This is a genomic window from Mesorhizobium sp. CA16, assembly GCF_020165175.1.
Lineage (GTDB): Bacteria > Pseudomonadota > Alphaproteobacteria > Rhizobiales > Rhizobiaceae > Mesorhizobium.
The window spans coordinates 288,427-310,245 of sequence record NZ_JAIUHP010000003.1 but is presented as its reverse complement, the minus strand read 5'-3'; the positions used below and the strand labels follow the sequence as shown (position 1 = coordinate 310,245).

Annotated in this window: 25 protein-coding genes; 16 read left to right on the top strand and 9 right to left on the bottom strand. The window is 63.3% G+C overall.

Going from position 1 to position 21,819, the window contains the following annotated elements:
- Positions 1-32: 32 nt before the first annotated feature.
- The gene (locus tag LB525_RS07500) at positions 33-1,106 is read left to right on the top strand and encodes a tyrosine-type recombinase/integrase (RefSeq protein ID WP_224544145.1); all 1,074 of its coding nucleotides are present in this window, start codon (positions 33-35) and stop codon (positions 1,104-1,106) included.
- A 72-nt stretch (positions 1,107-1,178) separates the two neighbouring features.
- Here the strand turns inward: LB525_RS07500 and LB525_RS07495 are convergent, their stop codons facing one another.
- Both LB525_RS07495 and LB525_RS07490 read right to left on the bottom strand, forming a co-directional pair.
- Complete coding sequence (locus tag LB525_RS07495; protein WP_224544144.1) at positions 1,179-2,072, bottom strand: alpha/beta fold hydrolase; 894 nt, start codon at positions 2,070-2,072, stop codon at positions 1,179-1,181.
- A 224-nt stretch (positions 2,073-2,296) separates the two neighbouring features.
- Positions 2,297-4,330 (bottom strand): lytic transglycosylase domain-containing protein, encoded by a 2,034-nt coding sequence (locus LB525_RS07490; protein ID WP_224544143.1) that lies wholly within the window; start codon positions 4,328-4,330, stop codon positions 2,297-2,299.
- A gap of 463 nt (positions 4,331-4,793) precedes the next feature.
- Between LB525_RS07490 and dapA the strand changes: the two genes are divergently transcribed.
- The 3 genes from dapA (at position 4,794) to LB525_RS07475 (ending at position 7,204) form a co-directional block, all read left to right on the top strand.
- Positions 4,794-5,675, top strand: a complete 882-nt coding sequence (gene dapA, locus LB525_RS07485) for a 4-hydroxy-tetrahydrodipicolinate synthase (RefSeq protein WP_224544142.1) — start codon at positions 4,794-4,796, stop codon at positions 5,673-5,675.
- 246 nt (positions 5,676-5,921) lie between these two features.
- Positions 5,922-6,401: an SsrA-binding protein SmpB gene (gene smpB, locus LB525_RS07480; RefSeq protein ID WP_095766924.1), complete on the top strand. Its 480-nt coding sequence runs from the start codon at positions 5,922-5,924 to the stop codon at positions 6,399-6,401.
- Between the two features lie 86 nt (positions 6,402-6,487).
- Positions 6,488-7,204 carry a GH25 family lysozyme gene (locus tag LB525_RS07475; protein WP_411971004.1) on the top strand — a complete coding sequence of 239 codons (717 nt, stop codon included), beginning with the start codon at positions 6,488-6,490 and terminating at the stop codon, positions 7,202-7,204.
- Between the two features lie 39 nt (positions 7,205-7,243).
- Here the strand turns inward: LB525_RS07475 and LB525_RS07470 are convergent, their stop codons facing one another.
- Positions 7,244-8,173, bottom strand: coding sequence for a DMT family transporter (locus LB525_RS07470; protein WP_224544140.1), 930 nt, complete (start codon positions 8,171-8,173; stop codon positions 7,244-7,246).
- 144 nt (positions 8,174-8,317) lie between these two features.
- Between LB525_RS07470 and LB525_RS07465 the strand changes: the two genes are divergently transcribed.
- Positions 8,318-8,791 (top strand): Lrp/AsnC ligand binding domain-containing protein, encoded by a 474-nt coding sequence (locus tag LB525_RS07465; protein ID WP_224525181.1) that lies wholly within the window; start codon positions 8,318-8,320, stop codon positions 8,789-8,791.
- A 33-nt stretch (positions 8,792-8,824) separates the two neighbouring features.
- On the opposite strand, the gene LB525_RS07460 is transcribed toward LB525_RS07465, so the two are convergent.
- Positions 8,825-9,493, bottom strand: coding sequence for a uracil-DNA glycosylase (locus tag LB525_RS07460; protein ID WP_224544139.1), 669 nt, complete (start codon positions 9,491-9,493; stop codon positions 8,825-8,827).
- Positions 9,493-10,074, bottom strand: coding sequence for an NYN domain-containing protein (locus tag LB525_RS07455; RefSeq protein ID WP_095766928.1), 582 nt, complete (start codon positions 10,072-10,074; stop codon positions 9,493-9,495). Before LB525_RS07455 ends, LB525_RS07460 begins: the two co-directional genes overlap by 1 nt.
- Positions 10,075-10,378: 304 nt before the next feature.
- On the opposite strand from LB525_RS07455, the gene rpoZ reads away from it, so the two are divergent.
- The 4 genes from rpoZ (at position 10,379) to LB525_RS07435 (ending at position 14,301) form a co-directional block, all read left to right on the top strand.
- Positions 10,379-10,780 carry a DNA-directed RNA polymerase subunit omega gene (rpoZ, locus tag LB525_RS07450; RefSeq protein WP_095766929.1) on the top strand — a complete coding sequence of 134 codons (402 nt, stop codon included), beginning with the start codon at positions 10,379-10,381 and terminating at the stop codon, positions 10,778-10,780.
- 124 nt (positions 10,781-10,904) lie between these two features.
- Complete coding sequence (locus LB525_RS07445; RefSeq protein ID WP_224544138.1) at positions 10,905-13,136, top strand: RelA/SpoT family protein; 2,232 nt, start codon at positions 10,905-10,907, stop codon at positions 13,134-13,136.
- Positions 13,137-13,263: 127 nt separating this feature from the next.
- Positions 13,264-13,842: an orotate phosphoribosyltransferase gene (gene pyrE, locus LB525_RS07440; RefSeq protein WP_224544137.1), complete on the top strand. Its 579-nt coding sequence runs from the start codon at positions 13,264-13,266 to the stop codon at positions 13,840-13,842.
- Positions 13,843-13,917: 75 nt separating this feature from the next.
- Positions 13,918-14,301: a VOC family protein gene (locus LB525_RS07435; RefSeq protein ID WP_224544136.1), complete on the top strand. Its 384-nt coding sequence runs from the start codon at positions 13,918-13,920 to the stop codon at positions 14,299-14,301.
- On the opposite strand, the gene LB525_RS07430 is transcribed toward LB525_RS07435, so the two are convergent.
- Positions 14,279-14,809: a GNAT family N-acetyltransferase gene (locus LB525_RS07430; protein WP_140842510.1), complete on the bottom strand. Its 531-nt coding sequence runs from the start codon at positions 14,807-14,809 to the stop codon at positions 14,279-14,281. The genes LB525_RS07435 and LB525_RS07430 overlap by 23 nt on opposite strands.
- A gap of 211 nt (positions 14,810-15,020) precedes the next feature.
- Here LB525_RS07430 and LB525_RS07425 point away from each other — a divergent pair, with 211 nt between their 5' ends.
- The 6 genes from LB525_RS07425 (at position 15,021) to LB525_RS07400 (ending at position 19,431) form a co-directional block, all read left to right on the top strand.
- Positions 15,021-15,608 (top strand): DUF2062 domain-containing protein, encoded by a 588-nt coding sequence (locus tag LB525_RS07425; protein ID WP_095766933.1) that lies wholly within the window; start codon positions 15,021-15,023, stop codon positions 15,606-15,608.
- Positions 15,605-16,018, top strand: a complete 414-nt coding sequence (acpS, locus tag LB525_RS07420; protein WP_041009542.1) for a holo-ACP synthase — start codon at positions 15,605-15,607, stop codon at positions 16,016-16,018. Before LB525_RS07425 ends, acpS begins: the two co-directional genes overlap by 4 nt.
- A 79-nt stretch (positions 16,019-16,097) precedes the next feature.
- Positions 16,098-16,847, top strand: a complete 750-nt coding sequence (gene lepB / locus LB525_RS07415) for a signal peptidase I (RefSeq protein WP_095766934.1) — start codon at positions 16,098-16,100, stop codon at positions 16,845-16,847.
- The gene (rnc, locus tag LB525_RS07410) at positions 16,834-17,568 is read left to right on the top strand and encodes a ribonuclease III (RefSeq protein ID WP_411909030.1); all 735 of its coding nucleotides are present in this window, start codon (positions 16,834-16,836) and stop codon (positions 17,566-17,568) included. Before lepB ends, rnc begins: the two co-directional genes overlap by 14 nt.
- Positions 17,553-18,485, top strand: a complete 933-nt coding sequence (era, locus tag LB525_RS07405; RefSeq protein WP_224525172.1) for a GTPase Era — start codon at positions 17,553-17,555, stop codon at positions 18,483-18,485. The genes rnc and era overlap by 16 nt, the downstream gene beginning before the upstream one ends.
- 40 nt (positions 18,486-18,525) lie before the next feature.
- Positions 18,526-19,431, top strand: a complete 906-nt coding sequence (locus tag LB525_RS07400) for an aminoglycoside phosphotransferase family protein (protein ID WP_224525169.1) — start codon at positions 18,526-18,528, stop codon at positions 19,429-19,431.
- On the opposite strand, the gene LB525_RS07395 is transcribed toward LB525_RS07400, so the two are convergent.
- Both LB525_RS07395 and LB525_RS07390 read right to left on the bottom strand, forming a co-directional pair.
- Positions 19,423-19,950: a GNAT family N-acetyltransferase gene (locus LB525_RS07395; protein ID WP_224525165.1), complete on the bottom strand. Its 528-nt coding sequence runs from the start codon at positions 19,948-19,950 to the stop codon at positions 19,423-19,425. The genes LB525_RS07400 and LB525_RS07395 overlap by 9 nt on opposite strands.
- On the bottom strand, positions 19,947-20,225 hold the full coding sequence (locus LB525_RS07390; RefSeq protein ID WP_224525163.1) for a DUF1778 domain-containing protein: 279 nt from the start codon (positions 20,223-20,225) through the stop codon (positions 19,947-19,949). Before LB525_RS07390 ends, LB525_RS07395 begins: the two co-directional genes overlap by 4 nt.
- Positions 20,226-20,322: 97 nt before the next feature.
- Here LB525_RS07390 and recO point away from each other — a divergent pair, with 97 nt between their 5' ends.
- Positions 20,323-21,081, top strand: a complete 759-nt coding sequence (gene recO, locus LB525_RS07385; protein WP_224525160.1) for a DNA repair protein RecO — start codon at positions 20,323-20,325, stop codon at positions 21,079-21,081.
- Between the two features lie 12 nt (positions 21,082-21,093).
- Here recO and LB525_RS07380 read toward each other — a convergent pair whose 3' ends face one another.
- Positions 21,094-21,558 (bottom strand): NUDIX domain-containing protein, encoded by a 465-nt coding sequence (locus LB525_RS07380; RefSeq protein ID WP_224525159.1) that lies wholly within the window; start codon positions 21,556-21,558, stop codon positions 21,094-21,096.
- Between the last annotated feature and the right edge of the window lie 261 nt (positions 21,559-21,819).

The window sequence follows — 21,819 nt, the reverse complement described above, 5'->3', positions numbered from 1 at the left end:
TGAACGCTTAACCACAGGGGGTGTGGCTAAAAATGTCGAACGAAGCGATTCAAGAGGGGGAGCCCTCTGGTCATTTTGCGGTATTTTCTTCTCAGAACTCGAAGTTTAGGTACACCTACAACAAGATCCGGGAAGTAAAATCGTATAGGATCGGGGAACTCTTTGCAGCATACCGGGATATACTCTGGGATGATGGGCGGCATAAATACAATGTCAGCTCATTCATTGGTGAAATAGACGAGATCCTTCTGGGAGAGCGTTTCAGCACCTTTGACCAGAACACCCTGGACAATCTTATCGGTACCTTGCGCCAGCGCGGGAACAGCAACGCAACCATCAATCGCAAGATGGCTGCACTCAGCAAGCTGCTGCGCAAGGCTCATAAGATGGGAGATATCCACAGCCTGCCCGAGTTTCGCCGCCAGAAGGAGCGTGCGGGACGGATTCGTTTCCTCGAACGGGACGAAGAGGCAAGGCTGTTCGCCGCGATCAAGAGCCGCAGCGAGGATGCTTACCGGCTTTCCGTTTTCCTGGTCGACACCGGCTGCCGTCTCGGCGAGGCGCTCGGCCTGATCTGGAACGACATCCAGGAGCACCGCGTCTCATTTTGGATCACGAAATCCGGCCGCAGCCGCACCATCCCGATGACCGAACGGGTCAAGGAGGTGATCAAGCTGCCGCCGACCACCGAGGGTCGCCGGCCGAAGGGTCCGTTCAGCAAGCTCAGCCAGGCGCAGTACCGCGCCATCTGGAACGAAGCGAAAGCGGAAGTCGGTCTTGGCGCCGATGAACAGGTGGTACCGCATATCCTGCGCCACACCTGCGCTTCGCGCCTTGTCCAGGGCGGTATCGACATAAGGCGCGTGCAGATGTGGCTCGGCCACCAGACGCTGTCGATGACCATGCGTTACGCGCACCTCGCCACCAACGATCTCGATGGCTGCGTCGTCGTTCTCGAGAAGCCACGCGGCGACCAGGCGCCGAGCGCCGCGGAGAATTCCGTCTTTGCCTCCCCCTTGACCGCGCCGTCACCTGGCAAAGCCGCTCGCAAGGAGAGCGGACTGGAGCCGGCAAAGGCGCGGCGCAAGAGCTCCAAAGGCAAGTAGGCACGCGCCGCGTGCCGGAGAATCTATATTTCATCGAGAAGGCCTGAGACTGAGTTAGTCTCGGGCTTTACTTTATTTTGATTTGCGCTCTGCCCGATCGAGGAAATCCGCAGTCTCCCGCGGCAGAGTGCCGGTTTCCAGAAAGGGCGCGTGTCCCTGACCTTCGACGGTGATCGTCTCCATGCCGGGATGCCGCCTTCCCATCTCCTCGACGGTCGCAGCGGATAATAGTTTTGAATTGCCGCCGCGAATGGCAAGCAGCGGCACGGTGGCTAAAGCGTCGAACTGCGGCCACAGATCCGGCAACGGCTTGCTGAAATCGACGCCGGCCAGCGTCCCGACCAGCGCCGGATCGAAATCCGGCAGCCAGCCGGCCTCCGTCTCGCGGCAGATTGCCCGGACCATCCGCGCCCAGTCGGCGTCGGTGAGCGCCGGGAAATCGGCGCCATGCACGCGCCGCTGAGCATCCACCGCCTCGGCGAATGTCTTCGGTTTCGGCGCGCGGTCGAGATAGGAGCGGATATGGGCAAGGCCCTCGACCTCGATCACCGGGCCGATGTCGTTCAGCACGATGGCCTTCAGCACGGCCGGCTTCAATGCCCCGAGCACATGGATGATCAGGCCACCGCGCGAGGTGCCGATGAAAGCAGCCTGCTCGATGCCGAGCGCCGACAGCCCCGCAAGCACATCCCCGGCTTCGACGCCGACATTATAATGGCTGATATCGGGGTCGTGGTCGGATTGGCCGCGACCGCGATAGTCAAAGGCGAGGACTTTTCGCGGCCTTGCCGCCTTGGTTGAAAGGTAAAGCGCCAGTTCATGGAAGTCGCGGGCGTTGCGGGTGAGTCCGGGAAGGCAGACGACCGGCCAACTGCCGGCGTTCGCCTCGCCGTAGATACGAGCATGGAGCTTCAGGCCGTCTGGCGCGGCGTAGAAAAAGTCGGAAAAGCCTTCGTCGCTCGCCATCGGAACGCTGCTCCTCGTTGAGGTGACCGACAGCTACAGACGAGGGCAAGGGTCGTCAAACACTCTTCCTTCTCCCCTTGTGGGAGAAGGTGGATCGGCGCGTAGCGCCGAGACGGATGAGGGGTGTTCCAGGGAACGCCGTCGTCTCACTCCGCTGGAACACCCCTCATCCGGCCGCTTCGCGGCCACCTTCTCCCACAAGGGGAGAAGGAAGAGACGCCCCATCAGCTTCGTCCGTTCACGAGATCCCCCACGATGTCGTATTTGCCTGAAATACGCATCTTGTAGACCTCGTAATTCTCCATCACGCGCTGCACGTAACTTCTTGTTTCCGTGTAGGGAATCCGCTCGATCCAGTCGATGACGGCGTCCACGTCCTTGCCGCGCGGGTCGCCGTATTTCGCCACCCATTGGGCGGCGCGGTTCGGGCCGGCATTGTAGCCGGCGAAGGTCAGCACATAGGAGCCGCCGAAACGGTCGAGTTGCTCGCCGAGGAAGGCCGAGCCCAGCGTCGCGTTATAGCCGGCATCCGTCGTCAGCCGCGCCTGCGAGAAATTCATGCCGGCCTTTTTTGCCAACTGCTTGGCGGTGCCCGGCATCAACTGCAGCAGGCCGCGCGCGCCGGCGCTGGAAACGGCGCCGATATTGAACTCGCTTTCCTGGCGGGCGATGGCATAGGCGAGCGCCTTGCCGGATCCGGAAATGTTGGCCGAATCGGGAATGACGCCCAGCGGATGCGAAAGCGCGCCGACATCGATGCCGCGCTGGGCGGCGATCTTGCCGACCTTCAGCGCCATGAAATGGTTGCCCTGCTTTTCGGCCAGCACCGCTAGCAGCGCCAGCTCGCCCGGGCTGGTCAGCTGGCCGGCAAGGTCGCGGTAGAGCGTCTCGGCGTAGCGGTCATAGCTCGCTTCCTGCAGCCGTTTGATCGCGCTCACTGCTTCGCGGCCGTCGAAACTCTGGCGGTCGGCCGCGCTCGGCTTCGGGTAGGCGATGTTGAGGGTCCTCAAGCCCACGCGCTCGCCGGCGAGCTGGCCATAGAAGGTCGTGCCGTAGCTGGCCGCGCGGGTGAAATAATCCTTGGCGCTGCCCGGACCGCCGACTTCCGCCGCCCGGCCGAGCCAGTAATAGGCGCGCGACAGCGACACCGGGCCCTGGGCGAGCTCGGTGATGCGCGTGAAATGCCTGGCGGCGGTCGCCGGATCGTTGAGACCGCGCAACGCGTACCAGCCGGCATGGAACTCGGCTTCGGCGGCGTTCGGCGGGGTTTCGGCAGCGTGCATGGAGACAATCTTGTAGGCAGTCTTCATGTCGCCCCGGTCGACCAGCTCGCGCGAGAGCACGCGGCGTTCGACCCACCAGGCATCGGGGTCGACCAGCGAATCGCGATTCGTCGGCGCTTTCATCACGGCAGCAGCGGCTTCGGCGAATTTCTGCTGCTTTCGCAGATATTCCGCCTCGGCAAAGAAATAGCCGGCGGAGCGCAGCACTGCGGGCACTGCCTTCAACAGCTTGGCGGCGTTCTTGTCGCCCTTGTCGGCTGCCGCCCAGGCATCCGCCAGCGGCTGTGCGCCGGCGAGGCCGGCGACCCGCAGCGCCGACGACGGCCGGTCGGCATAGAACATGCGCTCCATGCGGTAGCGATGGTCGGCCGCCGGGATCAGCGTGCCGAATTCCTTGATGACGGCCGTCTCGTCCTTTGCTTCCAGTTTTTCCGTGCGCCAAAAGGGTACCAGCACCGACCGCGCCGCGGCCTGGTTGCCAAGCGCCACTTGCGAGCGGGCGAGGATGATGACGCCCTCCGGCGTCAGCGGCTGGCTGCGGCCGAAGGCCTGCACGACCACCTGCGGCGGCGGGTTTTCGCGATAGAGCGCACGCTCGCTGTTCTTGCGCAGCGCGATCGTGCCCGGCCATCCAGGCAGCATCTTGGCCGCGTCGGCAATCTCGCCGCTCGGCACCTGGTCGCCGCCGTAAAGCGCGATCGCCCAGGCGAGGATATGCCTGTCGAGCGAGGTGGCGGGCAGCGTGTCGCGCGCCTTGCGCGCGCCGACGATGTTGTTGGCGGCAAGCGCATCGAGCCCGCTCTTCAGTTGCGCTATATCGGGGGCAATCGGCGTCTGGCCCGGCGCCTGCGGCGCATCTGGCGCCGGAATCGAGGCCGTCGCGCGCGCGTCGACGCTGCCACCGATCGCCATGGTAGGCGTCAGCGCGACGATCGCGCCCAACAGCGCGAAAAGATGGGGCCGCCTCGTCGGCATTTTATGATCCTAGCACATCGCCAGCAGGCGCGGGCATTGAGAACCCGATGCGAAGCCTAGACTTAGGTCGTGAAGGGCTCGTAAACAAAAGGTTATCGAGGCCGTTCGAATGGCGCTTGCTGGTGTCCCGATTCTGAAATTCGCATGACCTTGATATCGGGCGCGGCGCGAATTTCAGAATCGCAGGACACCAGCCAACTGTCGAATCCAGTATCGTTTGGTTTTCGATGTTCGCCCCGAGCCTGATATCAACGTCTAGCGAACATCGAAAACCACGACACTGGCATTACGCCGATGCTTGCCGCTGAACCATGTCGAGACTATGGTGCGCGGCTTCGCTTTCGGGTAGAAGGCGCGCACTGACCGATCTGATGAAACACCGATGCATGTCGCCCAGAAGCGGAAACCGGTTTTGGGAAGACGACATGCATAAACCGACAAAGTTCCAAGGAGTTTGGACGACATGCTGAGAGGCTCGCTGACTGCGCTCGTGACACCGTTCGAAAAGAGCGGGCGCTTCGACGAGAAAGCCTTTCGCTCGTTTGTCGAATGGCAGATCGCCGAGGGCACCAAGGGTCTCGTTCCCGTCGGCACCACCGGCGAGTCGCCGACGCTGTCGCATGAGGAGCACCGCCATGTCGTCAAGGTCGCCATCGAGGTAGCCAAGGGCAGGGTGCCGGTGGTGGCCGGCGCGGGCTCCAACAACACCGAGGAAGCGGTCGGCCTGGTGAAGTATGCCGAACAGGCCGGCGCCGATGCCGCCCTTGTGGTCACGCCTTACTACAACAAGCCGACGCAGCGCGGCCTCTATGAGCATTTCGCGGCCGTCGCCAGGGCGACCAAGCTGCCGATCATCATCTACAACATCCCGCCGCGTTCGGTGATCGACATGACGCCGGAGACGATGGGCAGGCTGCGCCACGACTTCAAGAACATTGCCGGCGTCAAGGACGCGACCGGCAAGGTCGAGCGCGTTTCCGAGCAGCGCATGACCTGCGGCAAGGATTTCATCCAGCTTTCCGGTGAGGATGCCTCCGCGCTCGGCTTCAACGCTCATGGCGGTATCGGCTGTATTTCGGTCACCTCGAATGTCGCGCCGCGCCTTTGCTCCGAGTTCCAGGAAGCGACGCTTTCCGGCGACAGCGCCAAGGCGCTCGAGCTGCAGGACCGGCTTCTGCCGTTGCACAAGGCGATCTTCATCGAGCCTGGCGTATCCGGCGCCAAATACGCGCTGTCGAAGCTGGGCAAGGTCGAGAACGTGGTCCGTTCGCCGCTGGTGACGGTCGAGTCCTCGACCGCCGAGAAGCTCGACGCGGCGCTCAAGCACGCCGGCTTGATTAATTAGCGAGCCCGTTTGGAAACTCTACTCCTGCGGCCATCTGAAGGCGCCACCTGCGCTTCCGGTGCTCACGTACTATATGTACGCTCCGCTCCGGTTCCGCGCATGGCCCCGAAAGCATCCGCTTTCGGAAAGGACCATGCGCAAAGTCGGGCTGCAGAGCGTCCTTTGCGCGTTTAGAAAACGCGCGGCGCTCTGTTGACACCTTCACCTGACTCGCAGGAGCGAGTTTCGAAACGGACTCTGGACGTCATGAATCAAGTCAAGAAAGCCGATCCCAACAACAAGACCGTTGCGGAAAATCGCAAGGCGCGCTTTTCCTACGAGGTGCTCGACACGATCGAGACCGGCTTGGTGCTGACAGGCACCGAGGTCAAGTCGCTGCGCCAGGGCCAGGCCAACATCCAGGAAAGCTACGCCTCGGCCGAGGGCGGCGAGATCTGGCTGATCAATTCCTATCTGCCGGAATATCTGCAGGCCAACCGCTTCAATCACGAGCCGCGCCGCCGTCGTAAGTTGCTGGTCTCCAAGCGCGAGATGGCAAAGCTCTCGCAAAGCGTTGAGCGTGAAGGCATGACGCTGGTGCCGCTGAAAATCTATTTCAATGACCGCGGCCGCGCCAAGCTGCTGCTCGCGATTGCCCGAGGCAAGAAGCTGCACGACAAGCGCGAGACCGAGAAGCAGCGCGACTGGTCGCGCGAGAAGGGGCGGCTGCTGAAGGAGCGCGGCTGAGCCTCCAGGGCTGGCAGCGCCGGCCGCCTGAAAAAAGCCGCCAGCCGGTTCTCCGGTCAGGCGCGCGCGAGCTTTTGCGGCAGGGGATGGTCTTGGGGAAGCGGATTGTTTTCTGGGGCCTTGCCGTCGCGGTTGTCGCCAGTGCCGTCGTGGCGGGCGCCTTCTTCTGGTTCCGCGGCTTTTCCCCGGATCGCGAGGAATTCCCGATCCGGGGCATCGACGTCTCGCATCATCAGGGAAAGATCGACTGGCCCCGCGTCGCCGCCGACGATGTCGCCTTCGCCATCATCAAGGCGACCGAAGGCGGCACCCATGTCGATACGCAATTCTCCATCAACCTGCGCGAGGCCCGCGCGGCCGGCCTGGCGGTCGGCGCCTATCACTTCTTCACCTTCTGCCGGCCAGGCGCCGACCAGGCGAAGAACTTCATCTCGGTCGTGCCGCGCAGCGAGCCGCTTTTGCCGCCGGTGGTCGACATCGAGTTTGGCGGCAATTGCCCGCAGCGCCCGTCGCCCGAGCAGTTGAACGCCGAGCTTGCCGCTTTCCTCGGCCCGGTCGAGACGGCATTCGGCAAGCAGGCGATTTTCTATCTGACCGACGAGGCGGCAGACGCCTATTCCGGCAGCATTCTTAGCCGCCGGCGCTGGTTGCGTTCTCTGGCGACGAGACCGCGCGAGAACGACTGGATCTACTGGCAGTATCACAATATGGGCCGCGTCGACGGCATCGAAGGCGATGTCGATCTCAACGTCCTGAAGGGCGGCCGCGAGACGCTGGCGAAGTTGTTTGCGCCGACGCCTTGAATTGCCGGCCCTTGAATCGCTTGCCGTACCGCTGAAGGCTTACGATCCTCCCGGCGCCGGTGCATTAAGGCGTCTATTGGCAATCCGCCCTCCGATCGCTGACAAGCCCATCCCGGCGGCCATGATGGCAATGGCTGCGAACTGGATCGTCATCGGCGTTTCGCCGAGTACCGCCATGCCGACAGCCACGGTGGCGATGGGTATGCCGGGCAGAAACAGCGATGCCGTCTGCGGCCCCAACTGCCCGACGACATAGGTATAGAGGAACATGGCTGCCGCGCCGGCCAGAATCCCCTGGATCACGATCTGGCTGATGACTTCCGTGGCGGCCGCGGCATGGATATGGCTTGGTGCGACGAAGTAGAGAATCGGCAGCGGCAGGCAGGACAGGAGCACTACCGCGGCCGTGGCCGTAACGGGATCGGCACGCCAGCGCCTGACAAGAACGGCATAGGCCGAAAACATCAGGCCCGATCCGATGAAAAGCATATCGCCGAAGAGAACGCCGCCGGTGCCGTCGCGCCCCGGCGCGATGAACAGCGACAGGCCGGCGACAATCGCGAGGACACCGATGGTCCGTTGCCGCGAAGCGCCGTCATTGAAGACGATGCGTGACAGCAGGAACGAAAAGAAGACGATCGACGCTGGACAAAGCGCGGCCGCATGGGCGGCAGGGGCATAGGTCAGGCCCCAATTGATGATCAGCGGATAAGGCAATCCGGCCAGCGCCGCCAATGCTAGGGCCCGGCGCCAACCGAGCGCCCTCATGCTTACAAAGCCGCCGTGCCAGACGATCGGCAGAAAGACCACCCCCGCGCCGCCAAAGCGCAAGGCGGCCAGATCCGTCGCCGTCAGATGCTCCCTGAGGCTGAAGCGGGCGGCGACGAATTGGATGGCGTAGATGCCGATCATAATGAGACCCGCGATGATCGCCAGCCTGGAGTTTCCTGAGTCTCGCGCGTCCGCCATGTTCCGCCGCCGTCGTGACATCGCCATCGAAGATCATCTCCGCACAAAGCGATGAAAGCGCAGGCTATTGCCGAAAAGCCCGCGGCAAAATACGCTCTTTTCTCGAAATTCGAGCGAAACTCGCAGATTGGAGGCAGATCTAGCGTGAATGCTGAAGCAAGCGACCTCGACGGCGTCGACCGCAATCTCCTGCGATTGCTGCAAGAAGATGGGCGTCGCACCACACTTGATCTGGCGGCGCGTGTCGGCCTCTCGCCGACCGGCACCAGCCTACGGGTGAAGCGGCTGTTTCGGGAAGGCTACATCACCGCGGTCAGGGCCGTGCTCAATCCGGCAAAGATCGGACGCGGTACGCTCGTCTTCATCGAGGTGCGTCTCGATCACACGGCGCCGCATATTTTCGAGCGCTTCGCCGAGGCGGTGACCAAGGCGCCCGAGGTTCTCGAGTGCCACATGGTGGTCGGCGGCTTCGACTATCTGGTAAAGGCGCGCATCTCGGAAATGGCCGCCTATCAGGATTTCCTGACGCGGGTCATTCTCGCACTGCCGGGAGTGAAGGAGACGCACACTTATACCTCCATCGGCGACGTGAAGCCGGATGCGCTGCTGCCGGTATGAGTGGGTCTCAGACCGACAGGAAGCCGCCTGAATCTAGCTCTTCAGGAACGCCGCAATCTCCTTGAACACGCTGACGAACATCTCCTGCGTCAGCACGCCCGTATTGGTGTTGTAGCGTGAGCAGTGGTAGCTGGAAAACAGCGCGATGCCGCCGGCTTGCTGCCTCCCGCCATGGCGGAACGGAAAGGCCGCGACGCGCTCACCCAGCGCCCGCACCGTCGACTGATGCGCGATCGAACCCAGCGTCAGGATGGCGCGCAGGCTGGGAAAGCGCGCGATGGTCGGCTTGAGAAAAGTTCTGCAAGTGGCGATCTCGGCGCCCACCGGCTTGTTCTCCGGCGGCACGCAGCGCACCGCATTGGTGATGGCCGTGCCGACGAGTTGCAAGCCGTCATCGGGCCTGGCCTTGAATTCGCCGCGCGCAAAACCGTGCGCGATCAATGTGCCATAGAGCAGGTCGCCGGCATAGTCGCCGGTGAAGGGGCGCCCCGTGCGGTTGGCGCCGCGCAGGCCGGGTGCCAGCCCGACGATCAGGAGGCGGACTGAATCTTGACCCTCCGGCGGCAGGAAGGTCGGCACTGGCGCGTTGAACCAGCCGGGCTCACGCTCGCGCCAGTCGGCGATGAAATCATGCAGCCGCGGGCAAAGCGGGCAGTCACGGTTGGGTTCGGGTGAGGGCACGGCGGTCAAGGCCGCCGCCATCAATAATCTTCCTCGTCGACTTCGGCGGGTTCTGGCCGGCGCGCCGGCCGCTCGGACGGATCGCGGCCAACCTCGCTCTTGAGCGTCATCAGGTCGATGAAATGATCGGCCTGGCGGCGCAGATCGTCGGAGATCATCGGCGGCTGCGAGGCCATGGTCGAGATGATCGACACCTTGCGCCCGCGCCGCTGCAGCGCTTCGACCAGCGTGCGGAAGTCGCCGTCGCCCGAGAAGATGACATAATGGTCGACGACATCGGCGAGCTCCAGCGCATCGACGGTCAACTCGATGTCCATGTTGCCCTTGATCTTGCGGCGGCCGGTCGAGTCGGTGAATTCCTTCGCGGGCTTCGTCACCACCTTGAAGCCGTTATAGTCGAGCCAGTCGATCAGCGGCCGGATCGATGAATATTCCTGATCCTCGACCAGCGCGGTGTAATAGTAGGCGCGCAGCAGGTAGCCGCGCTTCTGGAAGCTCGACAGGAGCTTGCGGTAGTCGATGTCGAAGCCCAGCGCGCGGGACGTGGCATAGAGATTGGCGCCGTCGATGAAAAGAGCGATCTTTTCACGGGGATCGAACATTGAAAAACATTCCTTTCGAAAATTTTTGTCGTCTAAAAGCGCTTGACGAATAGGTCCGGCAAATGAACCTTTGTACCGTCACCTCCGAGATAACGCGCAATTTGTGGATATCCAAGGGCATGGCCCTGTGTTGCAAGCAATTGTGATCGCCACTATGTGGGTAGCTTCACGGCGTGGCGCGATGATGAGCCGGGCAACGGCCCGTCAAGCCGACGCTGGCGCCATAAAGCTTGTATTTCGGCCGCGCCCGCGTTATGGAGCGCGCCAGCTTTCCATCAAATCCATCGCATGAAAGGGGCAGTCCATGGCCCGCGTAACCGTTGAAGATTGCATCGACAAGGTCGACAACCGTTTTGAACTCGTGCTGCTCGCTGGCCATCGCGCCCGCCAGATCAGCCAGGGCGCGCAGATCACCGTTCCGCGCGACAATGACAAGAACCCGGTCATCGCGCTGCGCGAGATCGCCGACGAGACGCTGTCTCCCGACGACCTCAAGGAAGACCTGATCCACTCGCTGCAGAAGCATGTCGAGGTCGACGAGCCGGAAGCCGAGGGCGAGGCGATCGCCGACCAGACCGGCGCGACCGCCGTTGCCGCCGACGCCGACGACGCCGAGGAGAACGTCACTTTCGACCGCATGAGCGAGGAAGACTTGCTCGCCGGCATCGAAGGTCTGGTGCCGCCGGAAAAGAGCGACGACTACTAAGTGCTTTTGTCCGGGTTGGATCAACCATCCAGGACTTCCGTATCTTAGGTTTCGTGGCTATCTATGAGATGCGTCGCACGTCGGTGCGGCGCATCAATCATTTCAGCACCGCGAGATCCCGCCCATGATGCGTCAGTATGAGCTTGTCGAGCGCGTCCAGCGCTACAAGCCTGACGTAAACGAGGCGCTGCTCAACAAGGCCTACGTCTATGCCATGCAGAAGCATGGCCACCAGAAGCGCGCCTCGGGCGATCCCTATTTCTCGCATCCGCTCGAAGTCGCCGCCATCCTCACCGACATGCATATGGACGAGGCGACCATCGCCGTTGCCCTGTTGCATGACACGATCGAGGATACGACCGCGACCCGCGCCGAGATCGACGAGCTCTTCGGCCCCGAGATGGGCAAGCTGGTCGAGGGGCTCACCAAGCTGAAGAAGCTCGATCTGGTCTCGAAAAAGGCCGAGCAGGCGGAGAACCTGCGCAAGCTCCTGCTCGCGATCTCCGAGGACGTCCGCGTTCTGCTCGTCAAGCTCGCCGACCGCCTGCACAACATGCGCACCCTCGACCATATGCCGGAAGCCAAGCGCTTGCGCATCGCCGAGGAGACGATGGAGATCTATGCGCCGCTGGCGGGGCGCATGGGCATGCAGGGCATGCGCGAGGAGCTGGAGGAAATAGCCTTCCGCTACATCAATCCGGAGGCTTGCCGCGCCGTTACCGCAAGGCTTGCCGAGATTTTCGAGCGCAACAGGGGCGTCCTGCAGGAGATCGAGACGGCGCTGTCGGGCCTGTTCGAAAAACACGACATCAAGGCAAGCGTGAAGAGCCGGCAGAAGAAGCCGTGGTCGGTGTTCCGCAAAATGGAGGCCAAGGCGCTCTCCTTCGAGCAGCTCTCCGACATCTTCGGTTTCCGCGTCGTGGTCGATTCGGTCGACGACTGCTACCGCGCGCTTGGCGCCATCCACACCACCTGGTCGATGGTGCCCGGCCGCTTCAAGGATTACATCTCGACGCCCAAGCAGAACGACTACCGTTCGATCCACACCACCATCGTCGGCCCGTCGCGCCAGCGCGTCGAATTGCAGATCCGCACCAGGGAGATGAACAAGATCGCCGAATATGGCGTCGCCGCGCATTCGATCTACAAGGATACTGGCGGCAAGATGAACGGCGCGGGCCATGCGATCTCCAGGGAGACCAACGCCTATGCCTGGCTGCGGCGCACCATCGAGCAACTGGCCGAAGGCGACAATCCCGAGGATTTCCTCGAGAACACCAAGCTGGAGCTGTTCCAGGACCAGGTGTTCTGCTTCACGCCCAAGGGCATGCTGATCGCGCTGCCGCGCGGCGCTACTCCCATCGACTTCGCCTATGCCGTCCACACCGATGTCGGCGACACCTGCGTCGGCGCCAAGGTCAATGGCCGCATCATGCCGTTGATGACCGAGCTCAAGAACGGCGACGAGGTCGAGATCATCCGCTCCAAGGCGCAGGTGCCGCCCGCCGCCTGGGAATCGGTCGTGGTCACCGGCAAGGCGCGCGCCGCCATCCGCCGCGCCACCAAGAATGCGATCCGCAAGCAATATTCCGGCCTCGGAGCCCGCATCCTGGAGCGCGCCTTCGAGCGCGCCGGCAAGACATTCACCAAGGAGAGCCTGAAGCCGGTGCTGCACCGGCTGGCGCGCAAGGATATCGAGGACGTGCTGGCCTCGGTCGGCCGCGGCGAGCTGAGTTCCACCGATGTCATGAAAGCGGTTTTCCCCGATTATAAGGATGAGCGTGTCACCGTCGCGGCGCCCAAGCAGCGCGAGGAGGGCTGGTCGAAGATCCGCAACGCCGCCGGCATGCTGTTCCAGATGCCGGGCACCCGCGCCGCGAAGAAGGACAAGGACCAGCAGCGCGACGGCGCGGTGCCGATCCGCGGCGTGCGCGGCGACCTGCCGGTGCGTTTCGCGCCGGAGGGCGCTGTACCCGGCGATCGCATCGTCGGCATCATCCAGCCCGGCACCGGCATCACCATCTATCCAATCCAGTCGCCGGCTTTGCAGGCCTTCGACGACCAGCCCGAGCGTTGGATCGACGTGCGCTGGGACATCGACGAGCGCACCAAGGAACGTTTTCCGGCGCGCATCTCGGTCACCGCCATCAATGCGCCCGGTTCGTTGGCCGACATCGCTCAGGTCGTCGCATCCAACGATGCCAACATCCACACGCTGTCGATGATACGCACCGCACCCGATTTCACCGAGATGCTGATCGATCTCGAGGTCTGGGACCTGAAGCACCTCAACCGGCTGCTGTCGCAGCTCAAGGACAATTCGAGTGTCAGCGATGCGCGGCGTGTGAATGGATGAATAGTGAATAGTGAATAGTGAATAGTGAATAGTGAATAGTGAATAGTGAATAGTGAATAGTGAATAGAAGGTGCTCTCACTGCCATTCACCATTGACCCTTCACCACTCGCCAAGGGGGACCGAATAATGAACACCGACGAAGTGCTGGGCATTTTCCGCGAGGCCGGCGCCGTCCTCGAAGGTCATTTCATCCTGACGTCCGGTCTGCGCAGTCCGGTGTTCCTGCAGAAGGCCCGCGTGTTCATGCATGCCGACAAGACCGAGCGCCTGTGCAAGGCGCTGGCCGAGAAGATCCGCAAGGCGGTGCCGGGCGGGATCGACTACGTCGTTGGCCCGGCCATCGGCGGCCTGATCCCGGCCTATGAGACCTCGCGCCATCTCGGCGTCCCGGCGATCTGGGTCGAGCGGGAAGGGGGCGAATTCAGGTTGCGCCGCTTCGAGATTGCCAAGGGCTCGCGCGTCGTCATCGTCGAGGACATCGTCACCACCGGCCTGTCGATCCGCGAGACCATCCACTGCCTGCGCGAGCTTGGCGCCGACGTCGCGGCGGCTGCCTGCATCATCGACCGTTCGGCCGGCAAGACCGATGTCGGCGTGCCGCTGATCGCGCTTGCCGAATATGAAGTGCCGGCCTATCCCGCCGACCGCCTGCCGCCGGAACTTGCCGCGATTCCAGCCGTTAAGCCGGGAAGCCGCAACATCTGACATCGCAATGTTTGAAAACAGGCACTTGAGCGCGTCGCTTGAATCTCTTTGCCGGAGACGCGCGCCGAGGCGACAATGATCGCCGGGATCGACCATTTCGTGCTGACGGTCCGCTCGCTGGAAGCGACCTGCGATTTCTACCGGCGGGTGCTCGGCATGCGGCGGCTCGACGAACCGAACCGGCCGACCGCGCTTCTGTTCGGCTCGCAGAAGATCAACCTGCACGAAGTCGGTCGCACCTTCGAGCCGAAGGCGAAGGCGCCGACGCCGGGTTCCGGCGATTTCTGCCTCGTGGCGGCACTGCCGCTTGCCGAGGTCCAGGCCAGCCTCGAGGCCAATGGCGTGGCGATCGAAGTCGGTCCGGTCGAACGCACCGGCGCGCGCGGCAAGATGATGTCGGTCTATTTCCGCGATCCGGACGGCAATCTGGTCGAGGTCAGCGAGTATCAACCCGGCTGAGATCGAGCCGCATGGCGCAGCGCTGGCCCGTAGGCATGCCGTGCCTGGCCTCGTCGTCGAGCAGGCTTGCCAGCCGTTCGTCAATCTCGGCGTCTTCCAGGATGCGAAATCCGGCCTTCCGATAGAAGGGCGCGTTCCAGGCGACGGCGCGAAACGTGGTCAGCGTCACCGCGGCCAGTCCGCGCCGCCCGGCGTCCGCGACCACCTGTTCGAGCAGGGCGCGGCCGATGCCTTGGCCCTGCCGGTCGAGGCGCACGTCCAACTCCCATATATGCAGCGCATCGCCTTCGATCCCGGCGCTCAGGAAGCCGACCGGCCGGTCCTTCTCGTCTGCGGCAATCCAGCATGCGCCGGCGGCGATCAGCGCGCGATGCCGCTCGACGCTGATATTGTCGCCGTCGGCGAGCCACGCCAGTTCCGCAATGGCGCGGAACGCCAGCCCGGCGGACTGTTCGATCCGCGGCAGCGCCCCGGCGTCCTCGGCCCGCGCCGGTCTAATGGTGATCATCGGCTCCGCATCCGGGTTGTTTTCCTCAGTTTCGCCAGAATGACGCTGTTGTTACAGCCTGCGGCAGACCATCGCGGCGGCGTTCGTTGTTGCGCGGCCCGGTCGTCGCTATATCAAAGCTTGTTGCCTTTCTGCGCCCTCGAAGCGCAAGATGTGTTTGCGCGACCCGGTGGGTAGGGGCAGCGCGTATTGGACCGGGAACTGGAACAGAGTGCTTTTTCGACGCCGAGAGCCTGATGGCTTCCTGGAACAGGTGCGTACTTATCTTTGGCCGCGCCGCTCGTTCTCGCGTTCCGTGCAGTATTTCTCCAAACGCATCCTGCGGCTGAAGGCGACGCCGCATTCCGTCGCCGCCGGTGTCGCCGCGGGCGTTTTCGCCTCCTTCTTCCCGCTTGGCTTCCACTTCATCGTCGCCGCCGTGCTGTGCTGGATCATCGCCGGCAATCTGGTCGCGGCAGCGCTCGGCGCGGTGTTCTTCGGCAATCCGCTGACCTTCCCGCTTTTGTGGGGCGCGTCCTGGGAGATCGGCAAGCTGCTCCTGCATGAGCATCTGCCGAAGCACGGCCCGCCCGAGCATCTGGGCGAAATGATGCACAAGCTTTCCTTCGCCAAGCTCTGGCACCCCATTCTGGAGCCGATGCTGATCGGCGCGGTGCCGCTCGGCCTGGTCTTCGGGCTCCTGTTCTACGCCATCACCCGCTGGGGCATGACGGTGTTTCGCGAGCAGCGCCGGAAGCGCATGGCCGAGCGTGCCGAGAAGAAAGCGCGGCAGGGCCGACGGGAAGTGCCGGCGGAATGATCATCGGCATCGGCAGCGACCTGATCGACATCAGACGTATCGAGAAATCGCTGGAGCGGCACGGCCAGCGCTTCGTCCAGCGCATCTATACCGAGGTCGAGCAGGCCAAGTCGGAAAAGCGTGCCGCCCGCGCGGCTTCCTATGCCAAGCGCTTCGCCGCCAAGGAAGCCTGTGCCAAGGCGTTGGGTACCGGCATGGCCGAGGGCGTGTTCTGGCGCGACATGGGGGTGGTCAACCTGCCGAGCGGCGCGCCGACCATGGCGCTGACCGGCGGCGCCGCGGCCAGGCTGGAGAAAATCCTGCCGAAAGGCCACCGCGCCCTCATCCATCTCACCATCACCGACGATTTCCCGCTTGCTCAAGCCTTTGTGATCATCGAGGCAGTGCCCGCCGAACAAGCGCCACATTGATTCCATCTGACCACGAGCGGCATGACGTTGCCCAGCGCCCGCCGAGACTCTATACCAACATCGCACAATCGAGGACGACATGAGCGTGGCTGAAAAATCGCAGAAGAAATCCGGCGGGCTTGGTGAGACCTTTTCCGTCATCATCCAGGCTCTGCTGCTCGCGCTCGTCATCCGCACGCTGCTCTTCCAGCCTTTCTCCATTCCGTCCGGCTCGATGCGGCCGACGCTGCTCGAAGGCGACTATCTCTTCGTCACCAAATGGGCCTATGGCTATTCGCGTTACTCGTTGCCCTTCGGTCCCGATCTCTTCTCGGGCCGCATCTGGGGTTCCGAGCCCAAGCGCGGCGACGTGGTGGTGTTCAAGTTCCCGCCGGATCCGTCGGTCGATTACATCAAGCGCGTCGTCGGCCTGCCCGGCGACAAGATTCAGGTGAAGGACGGCCAGCTTTTCATCAATGACGTCGGCGTGCCGCGCGTGAAGACCGGCCAGATCGACAATCCCGATGTCACCGAAGAAAACCGGCCGATCGATGTCTACCGCGAAACGCTGCCGAACGGCGTCAGTTACGACACGCTCGACATCAATTCCGATTCGATCGGCGACAACACGCGCGAATTCGTCGTGCCGCCTGGGCACTATTTCATGATGGGCGACAATCGCGACAATTCCTCCGACAGCCGCTTTGCCGTCGGCTATGTGCCGGCCGAGAACCTTGTCGGCCGCGCCAACCTCATCTTCTTCTCGATCGCCGGCAAGGCGAGCCCGCTCGAGATATGGAAATGGCCGTCGTTGATGCGCGCCGGGCGCCTGTTCCATTTCGTCCACTAGAGCGATGGCGGCCAGCAAGCGTTTGACCGCCGATGCCCTTGCCGAAGCGCTTGTCGAGCGCACCGGCCATGTCTTCGCCGACCGCCAGCGCCTGCAGCGGGCGCTGACCCATGCCAGCGCCCGTTCGACCCATGCCGGCGTTGACTATGAGCGGTTCGAATTCCTTGGGGACCGTGTTCTCGGCCTCGTCGTGGCCGACATGCTGCTCGCCTCCTTTCCCGATGCCGCCGAAGGCGAGCTTTCGCTGCGCCTCAACGCGCTGGTCAATGCCGAGGCGCTGTCGGAAATCTCCGAACAGATCGGCCTGCCGGAATTGGTGCGCGCCGGTTCCGATGTGCGCAATCTCGAGGGCCGCAAGCGCACCAATCTGCGCGCCGATGCGCTGGAATCGCTGATCGCCGTGCTCTATCTCGACGGCGGGATGGACGCGGCGCGCGCGTTCATCCACCGCTACTGGCAGCCGCGCTCGCAGGCGATGGGCGCTGCCCGCCGCGATGCCAAGACCGAATTGCAGGAATGGGCGCATCAGGCCGCCGCCGGCGCCGTGCCCGCCTACCATATCGACGGCCGTGACGGACCGGACCACGACCCGGTGTTCACGGTCAGCGTAAAAGTCGGCTCTTTCGCGCCCGCCGTCGGCAGCGGCCGCTCCAAGCGCGAGGCCGAGCAGGCCGCGGCGGCTACTCTTTTGCTGCGCGAAGGCGTATGGAGCGCGGCATGACAGAAACGGAAACCACTCAAGTCCCCGCGACGCGCTCCGGTTTCGTAGCGCTGATCGGCGCGCCAAATGCCGGCAAGTCGACGCTGGTCAACCAGCTCGTCGGCGCCAAGGTGTCGATCGTCACCCACAAGGTGCAGACCACCCGCGCCATCGTGCGCGGCATTGCCACGCATGACAACGCGCAGATCGTCTTCGTCGACACGCCGGGCATCTTCAAGCCGAAGCGGCGGCTGGACACGGCGATGGTGACCACCGCCTGGGGCGGCGCCAAGGATGCCGATGTCGTAGTGCTGCTGATTGACGCCGAGCGCGGCATCAAGGGCGATGCCGATGCCATCCTCGACCGGCTGAAGGACGTCAGGCAGCCGATGCTTCTGGTTCTCAACAAGGTCGACCGCGTCAAGCCGGAAACGCTTCTCGCCCTGGCCGCGACCGCGAACGAACGCGTGCCCTTCAAGCGCACTTTCATGGTCTCCGCGCTGACCGGCTCCGGCTGCAAGGACCTGCTCGATTATCTCGCCGAGACGCTTCCGGCCGGTCCCTGGTACTATCCGGAGGACCAGATCTCCGACCTGCCGATGCGCCAGCTCGCGGCCGAGATCACGCGCGAAAAACTTTATCTGAGACTGCATCAGGAGCTTCCCTATTCCTCGCATATCGAGACCGAGAAGTGGGAAGAGAAGAAGGACGGCTCGGTGCGCATCGAGCAGGTCATCTATGTCGAGCGCGACAGCCAGAAGAAGATCGTGCTCGGCCACAAGGGCGAGACGATCCGCGCCATCGGGCAAGCCGCGCGGATGGAGATCGCTGGCATTCTGGAGCAGAAGGTGCACCTCTTCCTGTTTGTGAAGGTGCGCGAGAACTGGGGCGACGACCCCGAGCGCTACCGCGAGATGGGGCTGGAGTTTCCCCATTGATGCATGCCGCGTAGAAGGACCCGGCAACGGGCCAGCGACATTGCATAATCCAAAGATAACCATCGATACCGATCTCGTCCGCCGGCTGGTCGATGCACAGTTTCCGCAATGGCGGCATCTGCCGGTCAGCCCGGTCGAGTTCGGCGGCTGGGATAACCGCACCTTCCATCTTGGCGATGAGATGACCATCAGGCTGCCAAGCGCGGCCCCCTATTCGCTGCAGGTCGAGAAGGAGCATCGCTGGCTGCCGAAACTTGCGCCGCTCCTGCCGCTGCCCATTCCAACGCCATTGGCCATGGGCGAGCCGGCGGCGGGGTATCCCTGGCATTGGTCCGTCTATCGCTGGATCGAGGGCGAGACGGCGAGGAATGCACGCATTGCCGATCTCCCCGCGTTTGCCGTCGCGCTCGCTGATTTCCTTGTCGCTTTGAGGGGCATCGAACCGACGGACGGGCCCGCGCCCGGCCAGCACAATTTCCATCGCGGTGGATCGCTGAGTGTCTATGACGGCGAGGCGCGGCAGGCCATCGCCGCGCTCGAAGGCCGGATCGACACGCAAGCCGCGACCACCGTGTGGGACGCGGCACTCGCCGCCACCTGGCATGGCTCGCCGGTCTGGTTCCACGGCGATGTCGCCTCGGGCAATCTTCTGGTCGAGGACGGCAGCTTGAGCGCCGTCATCGATTTTGGCACCTGCGGCATCGGCGACCCATCCTGCGATCTTGCTATAAGCTGGACGTTCTTCGAAGGCGAAAGCCGCGAGGCTTTTCGCACCCGCATTGCCGTCGATGACGCCACCTGGGCGCGTGGTCGCGGCTGGGCGCTGTGGAAGGCGCTGATCACCGTCGCCGGCCACGACGCCAACCAGGCAGAGGCCGAAAGGCAGCGCCGCGTGATCGACGCGGTGCTTGCCGATCATCGGCGCTGGGTTACGGGACTACAATAGGCCTTTGCCGCTGAAATCAGCTGCAAAGGACGCCAGTGGCATCACAAGCGTCAGCGGCCGCTCCAAAAGTGGCTCGGCTCCATATCCGCGGTACCAGCTAGCGGCGCGCTCGCTCTTGGCATCGATGATCAGCAGGAGGCCGCCGCTTTCGGCCGCAACCCGCAGGCAGCGCAAGGCCGCTGCGGCGAGGAGTTGGCCACCGAGCCCTTGTCCGGTCACGGTCAGATCGGTTGCAAGGCGGGCAAGCTTGAAACCGGACACTTCATGTCGGGCGAGCCCCTTGGTCAGGGTCGCTGGCACTTGCTCGTGGGCAACGGCGGACGGAGCGATCGTATAGAAGCCAAGAATGCGGCTTGGATTTGCGCCGTCGACAGCACAAAACGTTTTCGATGCGTTTTGCTCATGGCTCTGCCTGGCGAAGCGCCGCAGAAAATCGTTCATCTGCTCGTCGCCGCAGTCGAAGGACGCACGATCATGCGATTTCGAAATCGGCTCCTCGTGCCAACCTGGCAGCGTCATATGGTGTCAGGAAGCGCTGCGATGGCAGCCCGCAACTTCGCGTTGGGCTTAGGCGGATGCTCAAGCAAATCGAGAATACGCTTGAAATCGTGCTCGGAGACCTCAATTTTCTCGACCGCCTTGATCACGGCCTCAGCCTCGGGCAGCACTTTGTCGAGGATGAAGTCGGTCATATCCTTGTTCGACAGCGCCGCCGCGCGAGCTATCATGGCCTTTTGCGCCGGCCGTATGCGGATGTTGAAACGCTCGGATTTGTCGGTAGCTATTTTGGGCATGGGTATCTTCCTTCACGTCAAATATAGCGTACGCACATCATGCGCACAACTCTTCCCTCTCTTGATTTCACCACCCAACGGGTGAAAAGCTCTACTCATGGAATGGCGCGACGAGGGAATCGTTCTCGGCACTCGCAGGCATGGCGAAACCAGCGCCATCCTCGAGGTGATGACGCGTGTCCATGGCCGCCATCTCGGTCTGGTGCGGGGCGGGCGCTCGCGCAAGCAGCAGCCGGTGCTGCAGCCCGGCAACCGCGTCGATCTTCTGTGGCGGGCGCGGCTCGACGAGCATCTCGGCATCTTCCAGGCCGAAGCGATCGAGATGAACGCTGCGCGGCTGATGGACAGCGCCGTCGCCGTCTACGGCCTGCAGACCATGGCCGCGCATCTGAGGCTGCTGCCCGAGCGCGACGCCCATGGCGGCCTTTATGAGGCGCTCGCCGTGATGATTTCGCACCTGGACGATGCCGACGCGGCGGGAGAGCTGGTGGCGCGCTTCGAGCTGCTTATCCTCGATGAACTGGGCTTCGGCCTCGATCTCAGCCAATGCGCGGCGACCGGCACCAGGCAGGATCTTGCCTATGTCTCGCCGAAATCCGGGCGCGCCGTGTCGCGCGAAGCCGGCGCGCCTTGGCACGACAAGATGCTGGCGCTGCCCGCCTTCCTGCAGCGCGGCTCCGGCCTGCGCGCCGATGCGGCAGCCCTGGAGGACGCGTTCCGGCTGAGCGGCTTCTTCTTCACCCGTCACGTCTACGAGCCACGAGGCCTCGAGCCGCCCGATGCTCGCGCCGGCTTCCTCGCCGCGCTGCGCCGGCATCATGCCTCGGTGAGGGCGATTGCGGGCGAGGCAGGATAGCGAGGCAGCCGCCTATTCGGCGCTGCGTCGCTCCAGGAAATCGTCGAGCATGGGGCGTTGGCCCTTGAGAATTTTGACGCCGGCTTCGGGCAGCGAAAACCAGCCGGCCTTGTCGACTTCAGGAAACGCTTTCATGGTCCCCGATTTCGGCGGCCACTCCATCGTGAACATATTGCTCCTGACGGCATCCGCATCGATGTCCGCGTCGACGCTCCATGCGATGATGATCTTCCCGCCCGGCTGCTTGTAGCTGCCGAGCGGCCGGAAATCGCCGTCGACGGTGACGCCGAGCTCTTCTTCGGCTTCCCGCTTGGCGGCCTCGAGCTCATCCTCGTTATCGCCGATCAGTCCTTTCGGGATGGTCCACGCGCCTTCATCCTTTCTTGCCCAGAACGGCCCGCCCGGGTGGACGAGCAGGAATTCGAACACACCGGCGGTGCGCCTGTGAATCAGCAGGCCAGCGCTTTTTTGCGGCATCCGTCACCTCGCGGCATTTGCTTCGCCCGCGCGAGAATAGCATGAGTATTCCGCGGCAGAGGTCACGTAATCTCGCCGGCAATGCCGACGCCTCGGCGGCCCGACATTGGATAAACCGGCAAGTCGCTCGCAATCGGCGACGAAACATGCTCGATCTTGTCAATGCATGTCGCCCAAAAGTGCGCAGCGGTTTTGGGAGAACGACATGCACCAAAAGCAATGACTAAAGGCGCGTCGCCTGATTCCGTTTCGGCGCGACGC

Coding starts and splice junctions, on each gene's coding strand:
- LB525_RS07500 (WP_224544145.1), top strand. CDS start 33: ATGTCGAACGAAGCGATTCAAGAGGGGGAGCCCTCTGGTCATTTTGCG.
- LB525_RS07495 (WP_224544144.1), bottom strand. CDS start 2,072: ATGGCGAGCGACGAAGGCTTTTCCGACTTTTTCTACGCCGCGCCAGAC.
- LB525_RS07490 (WP_224544143.1), bottom strand. CDS start 4,330: ATGCCGACGAGGCGGCCCCATCTTTTCGCGCTGTTGGGCGCGATCGTC.
- dapA (WP_224544142.1), top strand. CDS start 4,794: ATGCTGAGAGGCTCGCTGACTGCGCTCGTGACACCGTTCGAAAAGAGC.
- smpB (WP_095766924.1), top strand. CDS start 5,922: ATGAATCAAGTCAAGAAAGCCGATCCCAACAACAAGACCGTTGCGGAA.
- LB525_RS07475 (WP_411971004.1), top strand. CDS start 6,488: ATGGTCTTGGGGAAGCGGATTGTTTTCTGGGGCCTTGCCGTCGCGGTT.
- LB525_RS07470 (WP_224544140.1), bottom strand. CDS start 8,173: ATGGCGGACGCGCGAGACTCAGGAAACTCCAGGCTGGCGATCATCGCG.
- LB525_RS07460 (WP_224544139.1), bottom strand. CDS start 9,493: ATGGCGGCGGCCTTGACCGCCGTGCCCTCACCCGAACCCAACCGTGAC.
- LB525_RS07455 (WP_095766928.1), bottom strand. CDS start 10,074: ATGTTCGATCCCCGTGAAAAGATCGCTCTTTTCATCGACGGCGCCAAT.
- rpoZ (WP_095766929.1), top strand. CDS start 10,379: ATGGCCCGCGTAACCGTTGAAGATTGCATCGACAAGGTCGACAACCGT.
- LB525_RS07445 (WP_224544138.1), top strand. CDS start 10,905: ATGATGCGTCAGTATGAGCTTGTCGAGCGCGTCCAGCGCTACAAGCCT.
- pyrE (WP_224544137.1), top strand. CDS start 13,264: ATGAACACCGACGAAGTGCTGGGCATTTTCCGCGAGGCCGGCGCCGTC.
- LB525_RS07435 (WP_224544136.1), top strand. CDS start 13,918: ATGATCGCCGGGATCGACCATTTCGTGCTGACGGTCCGCTCGCTGGAA.
- LB525_RS07430 (WP_140842510.1), bottom strand. CDS start 14,809: ATGATCACCATTAGACCGGCGCGGGCCGAGGACGCCGGGGCGCTGCCG.
- acpS (WP_041009542.1), top strand. CDS start 15,605: ATGATCATCGGCATCGGCAGCGACCTGATCGACATCAGACGTATCGAG.
- lepB (WP_095766934.1), top strand. CDS start 16,098: ATGAGCGTGGCTGAAAAATCGCAGAAGAAATCCGGCGGGCTTGGTGAG.
- era (WP_224525172.1), top strand. CDS start 17,553: ATGGAGCGCGGCATGACAGAAACGGAAACCACTCAAGTCCCCGCGACG.
- LB525_RS07395 (WP_224525165.1), bottom strand. CDS start 19,950: ATGACGCTGCCAGGTTGGCACGAGGAGCCGATTTCGAAATCGCATGAT.
- LB525_RS07390 (WP_224525163.1), bottom strand. CDS start 20,225: ATGCCCAAAATAGCTACCGACAAATCCGAGCGTTTCAACATCCGCATA.
- recO (WP_224525160.1), top strand. CDS start 20,323: ATGGAATGGCGCGACGAGGGAATCGTTCTCGGCACTCGCAGGCATGGC.
- LB525_RS07380 (WP_224525159.1), bottom strand. CDS start 21,558: ATGCCGCAAAAAAGCGCTGGCCTGCTGATTCACAGGCGCACCGCCGGT.